Below are 16,543 nucleotides of genomic sequence, written 5' to 3'. Positions count from 1 at the left end.
CTTGCTCCCGCTCGGCTGCGCAGCAGTCGTAAAACCTGCCAATACAATGTGTTTGAAGAAACGGGCTGCCTGTTTTGGGGAGCACTTCGCACTCCAGCGGGAGCAAGCTCCCTCGCCACAATGAGTCTCTTGCGTTTGCGAGTGGCTAAAACCACCTGTTTAGTGTGGTCGCCCGCCCGAAAGCCGGGTTAGACTCCTTGGCCCTGCCCAACCCGTTCAGTGATGCTTTCCGATGCTCGAACAGTACGTCAAAAAGATCCTCACCTCGCGCGTTTATGACGTTGCCGTAGAAACCCCATTGCAGACTGCTCGCCAGCTCTCCGAGCGGCTGGGCAACGAGATTTGGCTCAAGCGTGAAGACTTGCAGCCGGTGTTCTCGTTCAAGATTCGCGGCGCTTACAACAAGCTGACGCAACTGAGCGATGAAGAGCGCGCCCGTGGCGTGGTCACCGCTTCGGCGGGCAACCATGCGCAAGGCCTGGCCCTGGCAGCCAAAGTGCTGGGCGTGAAAGCGACCATCGTGATGCCCAAGACCACCCCGGAGATCAAGGTCGAAGGCGTGCGTTCGCGCGGCGGCAAAGTGGTACTGCACGGCGATTCGTTCCCGGAAGCCCTGGCCTACTCGCTGAAACTGGTCGACGAAAAAGGCTACGTCTACATTCACCCCTACGACGATCCCCACACCATTGCCGGGCAGGGCACGGTGGCCATGGAGATTCTGCGCCAGCACCCGGGGCGTCTGGATGCGATCTTCGTTCCGGTGGGCGGCGGCGGATTGATCGCCGGGATTGCGGCGTACGTGAAATACCTGCGTCCGGACATCAAGATCATCGGCGTCGAACCGGATGACTCCAACTGCTTGCAAGCCGCCATGGCGGCCGGCGAGCGCGTGGTGTTGCCGACCGTGGGCCTGTTTGCCGATGGCGTCGCGGTGGCGCAGATCGGCCAGCACACCTTCGATATCTGCAAAGACTACGTTGATGAAGTGATCACCGTCAGCACCGATGAAATCTGTGCGGCGATCAAGGATATCTACGACGATACCCGCTCGATCACTGAACCTGCCGGCGCCTTGGGCGTGGCCGGGATCAAGAAATACGTCGAGCAACGTGGTGTCACCGGCCACACCTTCGTGGCCATCGATTCCGGTGCCAACGTCAACTTCGACCGCTTGCGACACGTCGCCGAGCGTGCCGAGCTGGGCGAGGGCCGCGAAGCTATCATCGCCGTGACCATCCCCGAGAAACCGGGCAGCTTCAAGGCGTTCTGCGAAGCCATCGGCAAGCGCCAGATCACCGAATTCAACTACCGCTACAACACCGGCAGCGAAGCGCACATCTTTGTCGGCGTGCAGACCCATCCGGAAAACGACCCGCGCAGTGCGCTGCTCGCCAGCCTGACCGAGCAGGGTTTCCCGGTACTCGACCTGACCGACAACGAACTGGCCAAATTGCACATTCGCCATATGGTTGGCGGGCGTGCCGCCCAGGTGGTCGATGAGGTGGTGCTGCGCTTCGAGTTCCCGGAGCGTCCGGGTGCGTTGTTCAACTTCCTCAACAAGCTCGGTGGGCGCTGGAACATTTCGATGTTCCACTACCGCAACCACGGCGCGGCGGATGGCCGTGTGGTCGCGGGCCTGCAAGTGCCCCACGACGAGCGTCATCTGGTACCGGCGGCGCTGGAAGAAATCGGCTACCCGTACTGGGACGAAAGCGACAACCCGGCCTATCAGCTGTTTCTCGGCTGAGCGGCTACGCTGATGGGCAGCCTATAAGGAATTCGAACAATGGAAACGTTAACCGCCCTCAAAGTCGCGCATGGCGTGGCGACGGTGCTGCTGTTGATCAGCGCACTGGGGCTGGCAATCTGGGTCTGGCGCACTCGTCGTAACGGTGATGCGACGGCGCCTGCGCGTACCTTGCAGCGACCGCAGGTGTTCATCTGGTTGTTGATGGGCCTGGCGCTGTTGAGCATGCCGTTTACCGGCTGGTGGATGGTGCATCTGGTGGGCTGGCCGTTGGGGCAGACCTGGTTGCTGGCGTCCAGTGTGCTGTACACCGTGGCGGCGCTGGGCTGGTTCTGGCTGCTGGTGCGGCTCAATCGGCTGCGCAAGGCGCCGGCGGCGGGGAATGGGAAGTTTACGTTGGCGTTGGCGTTGTTCAGTTTTGTCTGCTTGATCGCCATTGCGGGGTTGATGGGGGCCAAGCCGGTATAGCGCGGAATCTGTAGCTGCTGCGAGGTGCGAGGCTGCGATGGGCTGCGAAGCGGCCCCGAAGGGCGGTCCTGCGGACCGCAACGCAGCCTCGTACCTCGGTAGCTGCTACAGGCTTAATCAATCGCGCAAACTGATCACCGGCCAGCCACGTTTCTCGGCCTCGGCCCGCAAGTTAGGGTCCGGATCGACCGCGATCGGATTCGTCACTTGCTCCAGCAACGCCAAGTCGTTCATCGAGTCGCTGTAGAAATAACTGTCTTCCAGGCTGTGGCCGGTTTCTTCCAGCCAACGATTCAACCGGGTCACCTTGCCTTCACGGAAGCACGGGATATCGGTGCTGCGCCCGCTGTACCGGCCGTCGATCATTTCGCATTCGGTGGCGATCAGGGTTTCAACGCCTAAACGCGTGGCAATCGGCCCGGTCACAAAACGGTTGGTGGCGGTGATGATGACCAGCTTGTCGCCGGCCTCACGGTGTTGGGCCAACAGTTCGAGGCCCTTGGGCAGCACGAGCGGTTCGATGCAGTCGCGCATGTAATCCAGGTGCCATTGATCCAGTGTCGCCATTTCGGTGCGGCCGAGGACTTCCAGGCAGAAGTTCAGGTAGGCGGCCTGATCCAGCTTGCCGGCCAGGTAGTCCTGATAGAACTCGTCGTTGCGTGCCTTGTAGGCGACGGCGTCGAGGAAACCGCGTTCGCACAGATAATCGCCCCAGGCGTGGTCACTGTCGCCGCCCAGAAGCGTGTTGTCCAAGTCGAATAAAGCCAGCCGCATTGCAGTTACTCGCTGAAAAGTCTGTAGAAAGGTCTCCAGAATACGGACTTTTCACAAGAGTGCACATAAGGTAGGTCGGCTCGTTGCTGCTTTCACAACCTTTGTGGAACAATGCGGCGACATGCGTTTGCGAGGTTGTTGCCGTGATCGACCCCGATGGTTTCCGCCCCAATGTCGGGATCATTCTGACGAATGATGCTGGCCAGGTGCTATGGGCTCGCCGAATCAATCAAGATGCCTGGCAGTTTCCACAGGGCGGGATCAACCCCCAGGAGACGCCGGAAGACGCCTTGTACCGCGAGTTGAACGAAGAAGTGGGCCTGGAGCGCGAAGATGTTGAAATTCTCGCCTGCACCCGGGGCTGGTTGCGTTATCGTTTGCCGCAACGTCTGGTCAGAACGCACAGCCAACCGCTGTGCATCGGCCAGAAGCAGAAATGGTTTCTCCTGCGCCTGATCTCCAACGAGCAGCGGGTGCGGATGGATTTGACCGGTAAACCGGAATTCGATGGCTGGCGCTGGGTCAGCTATTGGTATCCGTTGGGCCAGGTGGTGACATTCAAGCGCGAGGTGTATCGACGCGCTCTCAAAGAGCTTGCCCCGCGCCTTTTAGCGCGCGACTGACGACGGAGTTCGACCCCGAGCCATGCTCAATACGCTGCGCAAGATCGTCCAGGAAGTTAACTCCGCCAAGGATCTCAAGGCGGCGTTGGGGATTATTGTGTTGCGCGTCAAAGAGGCCATGGGCAGCCAGGTCTGCTCGGTCTACCTGCTTGATCCAGAGACCAACCGCTTCGTGCTGATGGCCACCGAGGGCTTGAACAAGCGCTCGATCGGCAAAGTCAGCATGGCACCCAACGAAGGTCTGGTCGGCCTGGTCGGCACGCGTGAAGAACCCCTGAACCTCGAAAACGCCGCGGATCACCCGCGCTACCGTTACTTCGCCGAGACCGGTGAAGAGCGCTACGCGTCGTTCCTCGGGGCGCCGATCATTCACCACCGCCGCGTCGTCGGCGTGTTGGTCATTCAACAAAAGGAACGCCGCCAGTTCGATGAAGGTGAAGAAGCCTTCCTCGTGACCATGAGCGCGCAGCTCGCCGGCGTTATCGCCCACGCCGAGGCCACCGGTTCGATCCGTGGCCTGGGCCGTCAGGGCAAAGGTATCCAGGAAGCAAAGTTCGTCGGCGTACCGGGTTCGCCGGGCGCGGCGGTCGGCACCGCGGTCGTCATGCTGCCGCCGGCCGATCTGGACGTGGTGCCGGACAAGACCATCACCGACATCGATGCAGAACTTGGGCTGTTCAAGACGGCCATCGAAGGCGTGCGCGCCGACATGCGTGCCTTGTCCGCCAAGCTGGCAACCCAGCTGCGACCTGAAGAGCGGGCCCTGTTCGACGTCTACTTGATGATGCTCGACGATGCTTCGCTCGGCAGCGAAGTCACCACCGTGATCAAGACCGGTCAGTGGGCCCAGGGCGCGCTGCGTCAGGTGGTTACCGATCACGTCAACCGTTTCGAACTGATGGACGACGCCTACCTGCGTGAGCGGGCCTCGGACGTCAAGGACCTCGGCCGCCGTTTGCTCGCCTACTTGCAGGAAGAGCGGCAGCAGACGCTGGTCTACCCCGACAACACCATTCTGGTCAGCGAAGAACTGACGCCGGCGATGCTCGGCGAGGTGCCGGAAGGCAAGCTGGTGGGCCTGGTGTCGGTACTCGGTTCCGGCAACTCCCACGTGGCGATCCTGGCGCGCGCCATGGGTATTCCGACGGTGATGGGCCTGGTCGACCTGCCGTACTCCAAGGTCGACGGCATCCAGATGATCGTCGACGGCTACCACGGCGAGGTCTACACCAACCCGAGTGACGTGCTGCGCAAGCAGTTCGCCGACGTGGTCGAGGAAGAGAAACAACTGGCCCTCGGGCTGGATGCATTGCGCGACCTGCCGTGCGTAACGGTCGATGGCCACCGCATGCCGCTGTGGGTCAATACCGGCCTGCTGGCGGATGTGGCACGGGCGCAGAAGCGCGGTGCCGAGGGCGTGGGCCTGTACCGCACCGAAGTGCCGTTCATGATCAACCAGCGTTTCCCGAGCGAAAAGGAACAGCTGGCGATCTATCGCGAGCAACTTGCCGCCTTCCATCCACAACCAGTGACCATGCGTAGCCTGGACATTGGCGGTGACAAGGCGCTGTCGTACTTCCCGATCAAGGAAGACAACCCGTTCCTCGGCTGGCGCGGCATTCGCGTGACCCTCGACCACCCGGAAATCTTCCTGGTGCAGACCCGCGCCATGCTCAAGGCCAGCGAAGGCCTGAACAACCTGCGTATTCTGCTGCCGATGATTTCCGGCACCCATGAACTGGAAGAAGCCTTGCACCTGATCCACCGGGCCTGGGGCGAAGTCCGCGACGAAGGCACCGACGTGCCGATGCCGCCGGTTGGCGTGATGATCGAGATTCCGGCAGCGGTGTATCAGACCAAGGAACTGGCGCGGCAGGTGGACTTCCTGTCGGTCGGCTCCAACGACCTGACTCAGTACCTGCTGGCCGTGGACCGAAACAACCCACGGGTGGCCGACCTCTACGACTACCTGCACCCGGCGGTGCTGCAAGCCTTGCAGAGCGTGGTGCGCGATGCGCATGCCGAAGGCAAGCCGGTGAGTATCTGCGGCGAAATGGCCGGTGACCCGGCGGCGGCGGTGCTGTTGATGGCAATGGGCTTCGACAGCCTGTCGATGAACGCCACCAACTTGCCGAAAGTGAAGTGGATGCTGCGTCAGATCAACCTGAGCAAGGCCAAGGAGTTGCTGGCGGAGCTGATGACCATCGACAACCCACAAGTTATCCACAGCTCGCTGCAACTGGCGCTGAAAAACCTTGGGTTGGCACGGATGATCAATCCGGCTTCGGTCAAGACCCTCTAGGTCAGCGGCGGCCCTGTGGCGAGGGAGCTTGCTCCCGTTCGGCTGCGAAGCAGTCGTGATTCAGCCGATGCGATCTTTATGAAAGAACGCATCGGCCGGATCGGGAGCGCTTCGCGCTCCAGCGGGACGGTGCGGCGATCCGACAAGCTCCCTCGCCACAATTAATCGCCCGACTTCAAATCCTGATCTCTACCTCCCCCAAATGCCCCCCATACGGCCCGAAACTCCGCTCGACCATATGCCGCATCCCATTCGCCTGAACAATCAACGCCGTGCTCGCCCGCGTCCCATAAGCCTGGCTCTTGATAAACACGCTCGACAACAACGTCTCGGTGGCTTGCCCCACGCCAGTGTCCGGCAGCTCGGCAAGCGGCGCCGTCTGTGGATCGCTGAGCAAGGCCAATAGCGCCTGCGGCTGCGGGTCGTCCAGCACTTCGCTCAAGGCTGCCTTGGCCTTGAGCACTTTTGGCCACGGCGTATCCAGCCCCGCGTTCGATAACCCATAAATCCCTGGTTCGAGCCTGACCGCCGCGGTTTCCCGAGCGTTGAAGTGCCAGAGCTCTTTGGCATTGCCGGCCAGCAGATTGAACCCGGCATATTCAGCCGAGCGTGCGATAACGTCGCTTAAATAGTCTTCAATGGGCGTTTCCCCGCTGAGAAACTGCGCCACCAGTTCGCCTCGCGACTTGGCGGCCGGCGGTTGAAGGGGATTACGGATGTTGGTCAGTGCGGCGAAGCGCCCATTGGCGCCGACACCGAGCCACGTACCGCCGGCCTCGAGGTCACGCCCGGCGTAGACATGCGGGGCGTGCGGCCATTGCGCCAGGGGCAGGCTGGGCCGGGCATAGAATTCGTCGCGGTTGGCCGCCACGATCAGCGGCTGGGCATGACCCGGCCGCCAGGCAAAGACAATCAGGCACATAAGGTGGTCCTTGTGTGTTTTTTGCTCACTCTACGCAGACATCGCTCATCGATCCATCGCCATCCGCAGTGGAGCCCGAGGCCATGCATCCGTTACCATGCCGCTCCTGTTTCGGGATGCTTGGGGACGTGGCCATGGAATTTTTGCTCTATCTGGCGCTGGGCGCCTGTGCGGGCGTGCTGGCCGGGCTGTTTGGGGTAGGCGGCGGGATTATCATCGTCCCGGTGCTGGTGTTCAGCTTCACCTTGCAGGGATTTGATCCGTCGATCCTGACGCATCTTGCAGTCGGTACTTCCCTGGCGACGATCATTTTTACGTCGGTCAATGCGGTTCGCGAACATCATCGCCGCGGCGCCGTGCGTTGGCCGATTTTTGCCTGGATGACTCTCGGCATTCTGATCGGTGCCGGTTTTGGCGCGCTGACCGCCGAAGCGATCTCCGGGCCGAATCTGCAGAAGATCATCGGCATATTCGCGTTGATCATCGCTGTTCAACTCGCCTTGGACTTCAAACCCAAGGCCAGCCGAACGGTGCCCGGTAAAGTCGGTCTGACCGTGGCCGGCAGTGTGATTGGCTGGGCTTCGGCGATTTTCGGGATCGGCGGCGGCTCGCTGACCGTGCCATTCCTGACCTGGCGCAGCGTTCCGATGCAACAAGCGGTGGCCACATCGTCGGCCTGTGGCCTGCCCATCGCTTTGGCAAGTGCATTAAGTTTCATGATTCTGGGCTGGCACGATCCACTGCTGCCGGCCCATAGTCTCGGTTTTGTTTATTTGCCGGCGCTGCTGGGGATCGCTCTGACCAGCATGGTCTTCGCCCGCCTCGGTGCACGACTGGCCCACAGGCTGTCGCCACGCTTGCTGAAAAGACTGTTTGCCGCTTTGCTGTTTTGCGTCGGCTTGAACTTCCTGCTCTGACACCTAACGCAATCCTGGCTTAATCCTGGCGTGACAGCGTCGCCCGGGAATTTTGAAGGTTTCAACTCTAACGAGGAGTCGCAATGCTGCCTTACCCGCAGATCGACCCGGTGGCCCTGGCCATCGGTCCGCTGAAAATCCACTGGTACGGCCTGATGTACCTGGTCGGCATCGGCGGCGCGTGGCTGCTGGCGTCCCGCCGGCTGAACCGCTTCGACCCGACCTGGACCAAGGAGAAACTCTCCGACATGGTGTTCTGGATGTCGATGGGCGTTATCGTCGGTGGCCGCTTGGGTTATGTGCTGTTTTATGATCTGAGCGCTTACCTGGCCAACCCGATGTTGATCTTCGAGGTGTGGAAGGGCGGCATGTCGTTCCACGGTGGCTTCATCGGTGTGATGCTCGCAGCGTTGTGGTTTGGTAAAAAGAACAACAAGTCGTTCTTCCAGCTGATGGACTTCGTTGCGCCGATGGTGCCGATCGGTCTGGGTGCCGGGCGCATCGGCAACTTCATCAACGCCGAGTTGTGGGGCAAGCCGACCGACGTGCCGTGGGCGATGATCTTCCCGCCGTTCAGCGACCCGGCGCAGTTGCCGCGTCACCCGTCGCAGCTGTACCAGTTTGCGCTGGAAGGTGTGGCGCTGTTCCTGATCCTCTGGCTGTTCTCGCGCAAGCCACGGCCGACCATGGCGGTGTCCGGGATGTTTGCGCTGTTCTATGGCATTTTCCGTTTCATCGTCGAGTTCGTCCGCGTTCCGGATGCGCAACTGGGCTATCTGGCGTGGAATTGGCTGACTATGGGCCAGGTGTTGTGCGTACCGATGATCGTCGGCGGTCTATTCCTGATCTGGCTGGCTTATCGACGCGCCCCGGCGGCCCCCGCAGCGGCTGTATAAGCAGCTGGCGCAAAAAATTCGAACCCCGGGGCGACGGCTCCGGGTTCAAGGACACAGGTAATTCATGAAGCAATATCTCGATCTGGTCGCCCACGTCATCAAGAACGGCACCAAACAGGCCAACCGCACCGGCGTGAACACCATCAGCTTTCCGGGTGCGATGCTGCGCTTCGATTTGCAGGAAGGTTTCCCGGCGATCACCACCCGCAAGATGGCCTTCAAGTCGGCCATCGGCGAGATGTGCGGTTTTCTGCGCGGGGTGAACAACGCCGCTGAATTCCGTGCGCTGGGTTGCAAGGTCTGGGACCAGAACGCCAACGAAAACGCCCAGTGGCTGGCCAACCCGTTCCGTCAGGGCGAAGACGACCTCGGCGAGATCTACGGCGTGCAATGGCGCAAATGGCCGGCGTACAAGCAGATCCCGGTCAGCAACCAGGCCGCCATCGAGCAGACCCTGAGCCAGGGCTATCGGCAAATCGCCGAAGGCGAAGAAGACGGCCAGGCTTATGTGGTGCTGTACAAGGCGATCGACCAGATCCGCCAGTGCGTCGACACCATCATCAAGGACCCGGGCAGCCGTCGCATTCTGTTCCACGGCTGGAACGTTGCGCAGCTCGATGAAATGGCCCTGCCGCCGTGCCACTTGCTGTACCAGTTCCACCCGAATGTCGAGACCAGGGAAATCTCCCTGACCCTCTACATCCGCTCCAACGACCTGGGCCTGGGCACGCCGTTCAACCTCACCGAAGGCGCCGCGCTGCTGAGCCTGATCGGTCGCCTGACCGGTTACACGCCGCGCTGGTTCACCTATTTCATCGGTGATGCCCACGTCTACGAAAACCACCTGGACATGCTCAACGAACAGCTCAAGCGCGAGCCATTCGCCATGCCGAAGCTGAAGATCTCCGACCGTGTGCCAGAGTTTGCCAAGACCGGTGTGTATCAGCCGGAGTGGCTGGAGCTGATCGAGCCAAGTGATTTCTCGCTCGAAGGCTATGAGCACCACGCTCCGATGACGGCGCCGATGGCGGTCTGAGTCTGGCACCGCTTCGCGGTGTTCGCGGGCAAGCCTCGCTCCTACAGGTTCACACGATACCTGTAGGAGCGAGGCTTGCCCGCGAAGGCATTCTTAATGCCCGTGGCTTCGGCCAACATGGGAATGTTCAACCTCCGTCGCGACAACCCCGCCACTCACCTCCAGCCGCTGCAAAATCCCGCACTGATCGATATCCGGCCCTTCGCTGCAGCGTTGGCGCAGGTCGAGCAGTTGTGTCTGCAAGGCCAGCAAGCCGTCAATCCGTGCCTTCACATGATGGATATGCTCGTCGATCAACGCGTTGACGTTTTCGCATTGATCCTGCGGGCTGTCGCGCAGGGCCAGCAGGCTGCGGATTTCCTCCAGGGTCATGTCGAGGGTGCGGCAATTGCGGATGAAAGTCAGGCGTTCGGCGTGGGCCTGGGTGTAGACGCGGTAATTGCCGTCGCTGCGGGCCGGTTCCGGCAGCAGGTTTTCGCGCTCGTAGTAGCGGATGGTTTCTACGGCGCAGTCGGTGAGTTTCGCCAGTTCTCCTATTTTCATCGCGTCAATCTCCAAAAGGGTGCTTGACCCTATAGTGGCTACAGGGTCTTTACTTGGCAACAGGCACCTTCATGGACGCGACCAATGAGCGATTCTCTTCACACCCACAAACCCGAGGCTGATCACGATCACGATCACGATCACGATCACGATCACAGCCACAAGCTGCAGCCTGCGCCCCAGCATGGCCGTGGTAGCCATGATCATGGCGGCCACGGCGATTCCTGCTGTTCCTCCAAAGCGGCGCCATCGCTGATCAAGTTGAGCGAGACGCCGACCGCCGGCGCGCGGCTGAGCAGCTTCCGCATCGAGGCCATGGACTGCCCGACCGAGCAGACGCTGATCCAGAACAAACTCGGCAAGCTTGCGGGTGTGCAGCAACTGGAATTCAACCTGATCAACCGGGTGTTGGGCGTGACCCACGACCTGCCAGGCACCGCGCCGATCATCGAGGCGATCAAATCCCTCGGCATGCACGCCGAGCCGCTGGAACAAGGCGTCGAAGCGCCAATACCTGTGCCAGAGAAAAAACCTTGGTGGCCATTGGCGCTGTCCGGCGTTGGTGCGTTGGCGGCTGAAGTGATCCACTTCACTAACGCGGCGCCCACTTGGGTGGTGGCGGTGATTGCGCTGATCTCAATCCTCAGTGGCGGCCTGGGTACCTATAAAAAGGGCTGGATCGCCCTGAAAAACCTCAACCTGAACATCAACGCGCTGATGAGCATCGCGGTGACCGGTGCGGTCCTGATCGGCCAGTGGCCGGAAGCGGCGATGGTGATGTTCCTGTTCACCGTGGCCGAGCTGATCGAAGCCAGGTCCCTGGACCGGGCGCGCAACGCCATCGGCGGACTGATGCAGATGGCGCCCGAGCAAGCTACGGTGCAGCAAGCCGACGGCAGTTGGGTCGTACAACCGGTGAAAAGCATCGTACTGGGCGCACGGGTGCGGGTGCGTCCCGGTGAGCGGATCGGTCTGGACGGTGAAGTGTTGTCTGGCAGCTCGACCATCAACCAGGCGCCGATCACCGGTGAAAGCCTGCCGGTCGAAAAAACCATCGGCGACAAAGTGTTCGCCGGCACCATCAACCAGTCCGGTTCACTGGAATACACCGTGACCGCAGCGGCCGATCACTCGACCCTCGCGCGGATCATCCACGCCGTCGAACAGGCCCAGGGCGCGCGGGCGCCGACCCAGCGTTTCGTCGACAGCTTTTCGAAAATCTACACACCGGCGGTGTTCATCCTGGCCCTCGCCGTGGCGGTGATCCCGCCGCTGTTCATGGACGCGCTGTGGTTCGACTGGATCTATCGGGCGCTGGTGTTGCTGGTGGTCGCCTGCCCATGCGCCTTGGTGATTTCCACCCCGGTGACCATCGTCAGCGGCCTCGCGGCAGCGGCGCGCAAAGGGATTCTGGTCAAGGGCGGCGTCTACCTGGAGCACGGCTACAAACTCGACTACCTGGCCCTCGACAAGACCGGCACCCTCACGCATGGCAAACCGGTGCAGACCGACTATTTGTCCCTCGACCCGACCGCCGATCAAACAGCCCCGGCCCTTGCGGCGGCGCTGGCTGGTCGCTCGGATCACCCGGTGTCGCTGGCCATCGCCAACGCGGCAGTTGTGGATAACCAGCGCGCGCCGCTGACGGTGGATAACTTCCACGCCCTGGAGGGGCGAGGCGTGCGCGGCGAGATCAATGGTGAGCTCTACCACTTGGGCAATCACCGTCTGGTGGAAGATCTGGGCCTGTGTTCTCCAGCGCTGGAAGAGCAGCTGTTTGCGCTGGAGAAACAGGGCAAGTCGGTGGTGCTGTTGCTCGACAAGTCGGGTCCGCTGGCCTTGTTTGCCGTCGCGGACACTGTGAAAGCGACCAGTCGCGAAGCGATCCAGCAGTTGCATGAACTGGGCATCAAAACCCTGATGCTGACCGGTGACAACGTTCACACCGCCGAGGTCATCGCCGCCCATGTGGGCATCGATCAGGCGCAAGGCGATCTGTTGCCGAGCGAGAAGCTGCAGGCCATCGAAACGCTGTATGCCCAGGGCTATCGCGTGGGAATGGTCGGCGACGGCATCAACGACGCTCCTGCACTGGCGCGGGCCGAGATCGGTTTCGCCATGGCGGCCGCCGGGACCGACACCGCCATCGAAACCGCCGATGTCGCCCTGATGGACGATGATCTGCGCAAGATCCCGGCCTTCATCAGCCTGTCGCGGCAGACCTCCAATATCCTCAAACAGAACATTGCCCTGGCATTGGTCATCAAAGCGATCTTTCTTGGGGTAACCTTCGCCGGGATCGCCACCATGTGGATGGCGGTGTTCGCCGACATGGGCGTGAGCCTGCTGGTGGTGTTCAACGGTTTGCGCCTGTTGCGCAAATAGACGATGAGGGACGGGTGTGCTGAGTGCCGAGCTGAAGGCGTTTTACATGGTGGCCCGGCTGGGCAGCATTACCCTGGCGGCGAAAAAGCTCGGCCTGAGCCAACCGACGGTGACGACCCAGATCCGGCACCTGGAAAGCCAGTATTCGGTTGAGCTGTTCTACCGTGGCGGCCGCCGCCTCAGCGTCAGCGACGAAGGTGCGCGGCTGTTGCCGATGGTCAAGGCACTGCTGCAGCAGGAAGCCGATATCGAGTTCTTCCTGCGTAACAGCGGTCAGGTCCAGGGCACGTTGCGCATCGCCGCCACGGCGCCGTATTACATCCTCGATCTGGTGAAGACCTTTCGCGAGCGCTTGCCGCAGGTGGAGGTGTCGGTGGAAATCGGCAACTCCCAGCAGGTGCTCGAAGCGCTGGAGGATTACCGGGTCGATGTCGCCGCGTCCTCGCAGTTGCTCGACGATGCGCGGCTGATCCGCCGGGTACTGGGCAGTGACCCGCTGGTGTTGGCGGTGCATCGTAATCATCCTCTGGCGGTGCATGACCATGTGCCGCTCAGTGCGTTGGCTGGGTATACCTTGTTGATGCGCGAGTCGGGCTCGACCACCCGGCGCTTGACCGAAGAGTTGCTGGCCAGTGCCGGGGTGAGTTTCGGGCCGCTGCTGGAGATTGGCAGCCGCGAGTCGATTCGTGAAGCGGTGTTGCGCAACATCGGCATCAGCATCATCGCCCGGCAGGAAGTGCCGCACGATCCGCAATTGCGGGTGCTGACCCTCGAGAATGCGCCGCAGATTCCCGAGTACCTGTACTGCCTCAAGGAGCGAAAAGGCGCCCGGCTGCCGGCGGCGTTTCTCGGACTGGCGCAGGAAATGGCCCCGGCGTAGATCCCTGTGGCGAGGGAGCTTGCTCCCGCTGGACTGCGCAGCAGGCCCATTTTCTGGGGCCGCTTCGCAACCCAGCGGGAGCAAGCTCCCTCGCCACAGGTTATTCACTGTTCGCTCCATCCAACTAAAATCCTTGAATACCACTATCGGCCGTTTTTGCCTCGTTGCCACATGACGGACGCATTGCAAACCTAGGATGGCCCTCATCTGCTTGATGAGGCCTGTCCATGAACCACTCGATCGCAACTGCCCTGACCAACCCCGGCGCGCCGATGAAAGTGCGCGGCGTGCAGAAGCGCTTCGGTGCGTTCACCGCGCTGGATAACGTTTCCCTCGACGTGGCAGCCGGTGAACTGGTGTGTCTGCTGGGGCCGTCGGGTTGCGGCAAGACCACCTTGCTGCGTTGCATCGCCGGCCTTGAGCGCCAGGACAGCGGCGAGTTATACCTCGGTGATCGCGACGTTTCCCACCTGGCGCCTCAGGCCCGGGACTACGGCATTCTCTTCCAGTCCTACGCGCTGTTTCCCAATCTCACCGTCGAAGCGAACATCGCCTACGGCCTCGCCGGCAGCGGTCGCGATGAGGTGCGCAAGCGTGTCGGTCAGATGCTGGAGCTGGTTGGCCTCACCGGCAGCGAGAAAAAATACCCCGGCCAGTTGTCCGGCGGTCAGCAGCAACGCGTAGCGCTGGCCCGGGCTCTGGCGCCGGCCCCTTCCTTGTTGCTGCTGGACGAACCGATGTCGGCGCTCGATGCCCGGGTCCGCGAGCATCTGTGCACCGAGTTGCGCCAATTGCAGCGCAACCTCGGCATCACCACCCTGATGGTCACGCACAATCAGGACGAAGCCATGCTGATGGCCGACCGCATCGCCGTGATGAACAACGGCAAGGTCGAGCAGTACGCCACACCGCAGGACATCTACGACCGCCCGGCCACACCGTTTGTGGCGGAGTTCGTCGGTCAGGGCAACTGGCTGCCGTTCCGCCGTAGCAGCGACAGTCATGCCCTGGTCGGCGGGATGCACATGCGCCTGGCCGAAGGCAGTGCGAAAACCGCGTCGGGCCGTTTGTTCTGCCGTCCCGAGGCGATCAACGTCAACCCGCTGGTGCATGAAGAAAACCTGTTCCCGGCCAAGGTTCGCGAAATCACTTTCCTCGGCAATCGTTGCCGCATGAGCTTCGAGCTCGATCAACTGCCAGGTCATGCATTGCTGGCGGAATTGGCGCCGGAAGCGATGCCGCGTCTCGGTGCGCAACAGATCATGGTCGCCTTGCCGCCGCGCAGCCTGCAGGTGTTCGCCTGATGAGCGCGAACGTCGCGCTGCCGATACCGCACAAGCAGGTTCGGCAGGCCTCCCGTGCCGAGATCGGCGACCGGCTGTTCGTGGTCGGCGGCAAGCTGCTGTTGTTGGTGATGCTCGGCGTGGCGGTGTTGATGCCGTTGCTGGCGATCTTCTGGCGCGGGTTCAGTTCGCAGGCCGGGCAGGGCGGTGGTCTGGTGGCTGCCCGAGAACTGCTGACCAGCGCGAATTTCCATTGGTTGCTGGGCAACAGCCTGAAGGTTTCCCTCAGCGTGGCGGCGATTGTCGTACCGCTGGCCTACCTGTTTGCCTACGCCCTGCAACGCACGTTGATTCCTGGCAAAGGTATCTGGCGCGGCATGTCGCTGCTGCCATTGATGGCGCCGTCGATGTTGCCGGGGATTGCGCTGGTTTATCTGTTCGGCAATCAGGGCCTGTTGCGCGGTCTGTTTTCGGACAACATCTACGGTTTCTGGGGCATTGTGCTCGGCGAGGTCATCTACACCTTCCCACACGCCTTGATGATTTTGCTGTCAGCGCTGTCCCTGGCGGATGCGCGACTGTTCGATGCCGCCTCCAGCATGGGCGCGAGCCCGGCGAAAGCCTTTCGCAGCATCACTTGGCCGGCGACGCGTCAGGCGGTGTTCGCAGCGTTCTGTCTGGTGTTCACCCTGACCATCACCGACTTCGGTGTGCCCGTGGTGGTCGGTGGCGACTATCAGGTATTGGCGCTGGAAGCCTACAAAGCGGTGGTCGGCCAGCAACAATTCGGTCGCGGCGCACTGATCGGCATGGTTCTGCTGCTGCCGGCGCTGTTCAGCTTTGGTGTCGACGCCTGGCTGCGTCGGCGTCATGGCGATTCCATGAGTGGTCGGGCGCAAGTCTTTCAGCCAATGCCGTCGAGGCTGCGCGACGGTTGTTATCTGGCCATCGTGCTGCTGATCTGCGCGGTGTTGCTGCTGGTGTTCGGCATGGCGGTGTACTCGTCGCTGGTGAAGTTCTGGCCGTACAACCTGTCGCTGTCGCTCAACCATTACCAGTTCAACGACACCGCGGGCGGCGGCTGGCTGGCCTACGGCAACAGCGTGAAGATGGCGTTGTGCACGGCGTTGATCGGCAGCGTGCTGATCTTCACCGGCGCCTACCTGATGGAGAAAACCCGTGGCCAGCGCGGGCTGAATCTGACACTGCGCATGCTCAGTTTCGTACCGATGGCGGTGCCGGGTCTGGTGCTGGGCCTGGGTTACGTCTTCTTCTTCAACCTCAGCGGCAATCCGCTGCATGTGCTCTACGGCAGCATGACGCTGCTGGTGGTTTGCACCATTGCTCACTATTTGACCACCGCGCAAATGACCGCCACCACCGCGCTGCGCCAGCTCGACGCTGAGTTCGAAGCCGCCGCGCTGTCGCTCAAGGCGCCGCTGTATCGGCATTACCTGCGAGTCACCGTGCCGATCTGCCTGCCGGCGTTGCTGGACATCGTGCGCTACCTGTTCGTCTCGGCCATGACCACCGTCTCGGCGGCGATCTTCCTCTACAGCCCCGACACCATTCTCGCGGCGGTGGCGGTGCTGAACATGGACGACGCCGGCAACGTCGGCGGTGCGGCGGCAATGTCGACCCTGATTCTGTTCACCTCGGCGGGCGTGTCCCTGCTGCTGGCCTGGGCCTCGCGCGGTTTATTGCGCCGCTCCCAGGCCTGGCGGCAGACCGCGCCCGGTCTTTGATTCACACCTTCAACTCACACAG

Annotated in this window: 14 protein-coding genes; 11 read left to right on the top strand and 3 right to left on the bottom strand. The window is 61.7% G+C overall.

The window, feature by feature from the left end:
• Positions 1 to 232 precede the first annotated feature (232 nt).
• On the top strand, positions 233 to 1,747 hold the full coding sequence (ilvA, locus tag PGR6_RS27145) for a threonine ammonia-lyase, biosynthetic (protein ID WP_018928653.1): 1,515 nt from the start codon (positions 233 to 235) through the stop codon (positions 1,745 to 1,747).
• Between the two features lie 39 nt (positions 1,748 to 1,786).
• Positions 1,787 to 2,215, top strand: a complete 429-nt coding sequence (locus tag PGR6_RS27140; RefSeq protein ID WP_018928654.1) for a DUF2269 domain-containing protein — start codon at positions 1,787 to 1,789, stop codon at positions 2,213 to 2,215.
• A gap of 117 nt (positions 2,216 to 2,332) precedes the next feature.
• Here PGR6_RS27140 and PGR6_RS27135 read toward each other — a convergent pair whose 3' ends face one another.
• The gene (locus PGR6_RS27135) at positions 2,333 to 2,989 is read right to left on the bottom strand and encodes an HAD family hydrolase (RefSeq protein ID WP_018928655.1); all 657 of its coding nucleotides are present in this window, start codon (positions 2,987 to 2,989) and stop codon (positions 2,333 to 2,335) included.
• Positions 2,990 to 3,132: 143 nt separating this feature from the next.
• On the opposite strand from PGR6_RS27135, the gene PGR6_RS27130 reads away from it, so the two are divergent.
• Together PGR6_RS27130 and ptsP are read left to right on the top strand one after the other, a co-directional pair.
• On the top strand, positions 3,133 to 3,612 hold the full coding sequence (locus tag PGR6_RS27130; protein ID WP_007897732.1) for an RNA pyrophosphohydrolase: 480 nt from the start codon (positions 3,133 to 3,135) through the stop codon (positions 3,610 to 3,612).
• A 22-nt stretch (positions 3,613 to 3,634) separates the two neighbouring features.
• Positions 3,635 to 5,914: a phosphoenolpyruvate--protein phosphotransferase gene (ptsP, locus tag PGR6_RS27125; RefSeq protein ID WP_018928656.1), complete on the top strand. Its 2,280-nt coding sequence runs from the start codon at positions 3,635 to 3,637 to the stop codon at positions 5,912 to 5,914.
• A 175-nt stretch (positions 5,915 to 6,089) separates the two neighbouring features.
• Here ptsP and PGR6_RS27120 read toward each other — a convergent pair whose 3' ends face one another.
• On the bottom strand, positions 6,090 to 6,836 hold the full coding sequence (locus PGR6_RS27120; RefSeq protein WP_064621004.1) for an NRDE family protein: 747 nt from the start codon (positions 6,834 to 6,836) through the stop codon (positions 6,090 to 6,092).
• Positions 6,837 to 6,970: 134 nt separating this feature from the next.
• Here PGR6_RS27120 and PGR6_RS27115 point away from each other — a divergent pair, with 134 nt between their 5' ends.
• The 3 genes from PGR6_RS27115 (at position 6,971) to PGR6_RS27105 (ending at position 9,685) form a co-directional block, all read left to right on the top strand.
• A complete protein-coding gene (locus PGR6_RS27115; protein ID WP_018928658.1) occupies positions 6,971 to 7,753 on the top strand; it encodes a sulfite exporter TauE/SafE family protein in 783 nt (260 codons plus the stop codon).
• Between the two features lie 83 nt (positions 7,754 to 7,836).
• Positions 7,837 to 8,649, top strand: a complete 813-nt coding sequence (lgt, locus tag PGR6_RS27110; RefSeq protein ID WP_064621002.1) for a prolipoprotein diacylglyceryl transferase — start codon at positions 7,837 to 7,839, stop codon at positions 8,647 to 8,649.
• 64 nt (positions 8,650 to 8,713) lie between these two features.
• Entirely contained in the window at positions 8,714 to 9,685 is a 972-nt protein-coding gene (locus tag PGR6_RS27105) for a thymidylate synthase (protein ID WP_064621000.1), read from the top strand.
• Between the two features lie 93 nt (positions 9,686 to 9,778).
• On the opposite strand, the gene cadR is transcribed toward PGR6_RS27105, so the two are convergent.
• Positions 9,779 to 10,228, bottom strand: a complete 450-nt coding sequence (gene cadR, locus PGR6_RS27100) for a Cd(II)/Pb(II)-responsive transcriptional regulator (RefSeq protein ID WP_007897786.1) — start codon at positions 10,226 to 10,228, stop codon at positions 9,779 to 9,781.
• 84 nt (positions 10,229 to 10,312) lie between these two features.
• Here cadR and PGR6_RS27095 point away from each other — a divergent pair, with 84 nt between their 5' ends.
• The 4 genes from PGR6_RS27095 (at position 10,313) to PGR6_RS27080 (ending at position 16,521) form a co-directional block, all read left to right on the top strand.
• Positions 10,313 to 12,613: a heavy metal translocating P-type ATPase gene (locus tag PGR6_RS27095; protein WP_064620998.1), complete on the top strand. Its 2,301-nt coding sequence runs from the start codon at positions 10,313 to 10,315 to the stop codon at positions 12,611 to 12,613.
• A 16-nt stretch (positions 12,614 to 12,629) separates the two neighbouring features.
• On the top strand, positions 12,630 to 13,493 hold the full coding sequence (locus tag PGR6_RS27090) for a LysR family transcriptional regulator (RefSeq protein WP_064620996.1): 864 nt from the start codon (positions 12,630 to 12,632) through the stop codon (positions 13,491 to 13,493).
• A gap of 227 nt (positions 13,494 to 13,720) precedes the next feature.
• Positions 13,721 to 14,797: a putative 2-aminoethylphosphonate ABC transporter ATP-binding protein gene (locus PGR6_RS27085; RefSeq protein WP_064620994.1), complete on the top strand. Its 1,077-nt coding sequence runs from the start codon at positions 13,721 to 13,723 to the stop codon at positions 14,795 to 14,797.
• Positions 14,797 to 16,521 carry a putative 2-aminoethylphosphonate ABC transporter permease subunit gene (locus tag PGR6_RS27080; RefSeq protein WP_064620992.1) on the top strand — a complete coding sequence of 575 codons (1,725 nt, stop codon included), beginning with the start codon at positions 14,797 to 14,799 and terminating at the stop codon, positions 16,519 to 16,521. The genes PGR6_RS27085 and PGR6_RS27080 overlap by 1 nt, the downstream gene beginning before the upstream one ends.
• The last annotated feature ends 22 nt before the right edge of the window (positions 16,522 to 16,543 follow it).

This window comes from Pseudomonas sp. GR 6-02, from assembly GCF_001655615.1.
Lineage (GTDB): Bacteria > Pseudomonadota > Gammaproteobacteria > Pseudomonadales > Pseudomonadaceae > Aquipseudomonas.
Note: the sequence above shows the minus strand (reverse complement) of the source record. Positions and strands in the feature narration are given on the sequence as shown.

Bases quoted from the DNA above. Each gene is read 5' to 3' on its own strand.
- ilvA (WP_018928653.1), top strand. From the start codon at position 233: ATGCTCGAACAGTACGTCAAAAAGATCCTCACCTCGCGCGTTTATGAC.
- PGR6_RS27140 (WP_018928654.1), top strand. From the start codon at position 1,787: ATGGAAACGTTAACCGCCCTCAAAGTCGCGCATGGCGTGGCGACGGTG.
- PGR6_RS27135 (WP_018928655.1), bottom strand. From the start codon at position 2,989: ATGCGGCTGGCTTTATTCGACTTGGACAACACGCTTCTGGGCGGCGAC.
- ptsP (WP_018928656.1), top strand. From the start codon at position 3,635: ATGCTCAATACGCTGCGCAAGATCGTCCAGGAAGTTAACTCCGCCAAG.
- PGR6_RS27120 (WP_064621004.1), bottom strand. From the start codon at position 6,836: ATGTGCCTGATTGTCTTTGCCTGGCGGCCGGGTCATGCCCAGCCGCTG.
- PGR6_RS27115 (WP_018928658.1), top strand. From the start codon at position 6,971: ATGGAATTTTTGCTCTATCTGGCGCTGGGCGCCTGTGCGGGCGTGCTG.
- lgt (WP_064621002.1), top strand. From the start codon at position 7,837: ATGCTGCCTTACCCGCAGATCGACCCGGTGGCCCTGGCCATCGGTCCG.
- PGR6_RS27105 (WP_064621000.1), top strand. From the start codon at position 8,714: ATGAAGCAATATCTCGATCTGGTCGCCCACGTCATCAAGAACGGCACC.
- cadR (WP_007897786.1), bottom strand. From the start codon at position 10,228: ATGAAAATAGGAGAACTGGCGAAACTCACCGACTGCGCCGTAGAAACC.
- PGR6_RS27095 (WP_064620998.1), top strand. From the start codon at position 10,313: ATGAGCGATTCTCTTCACACCCACAAACCCGAGGCTGATCACGATCAC.
- PGR6_RS27085 (WP_064620994.1), top strand. From the start codon at position 13,721: ATGAACCACTCGATCGCAACTGCCCTGACCAACCCCGGCGCGCCGATG.
- PGR6_RS27080 (WP_064620992.1), top strand. From the start codon at position 14,797: ATGAGCGCGAACGTCGCGCTGCCGATACCGCACAAGCAGGTTCGGCAG.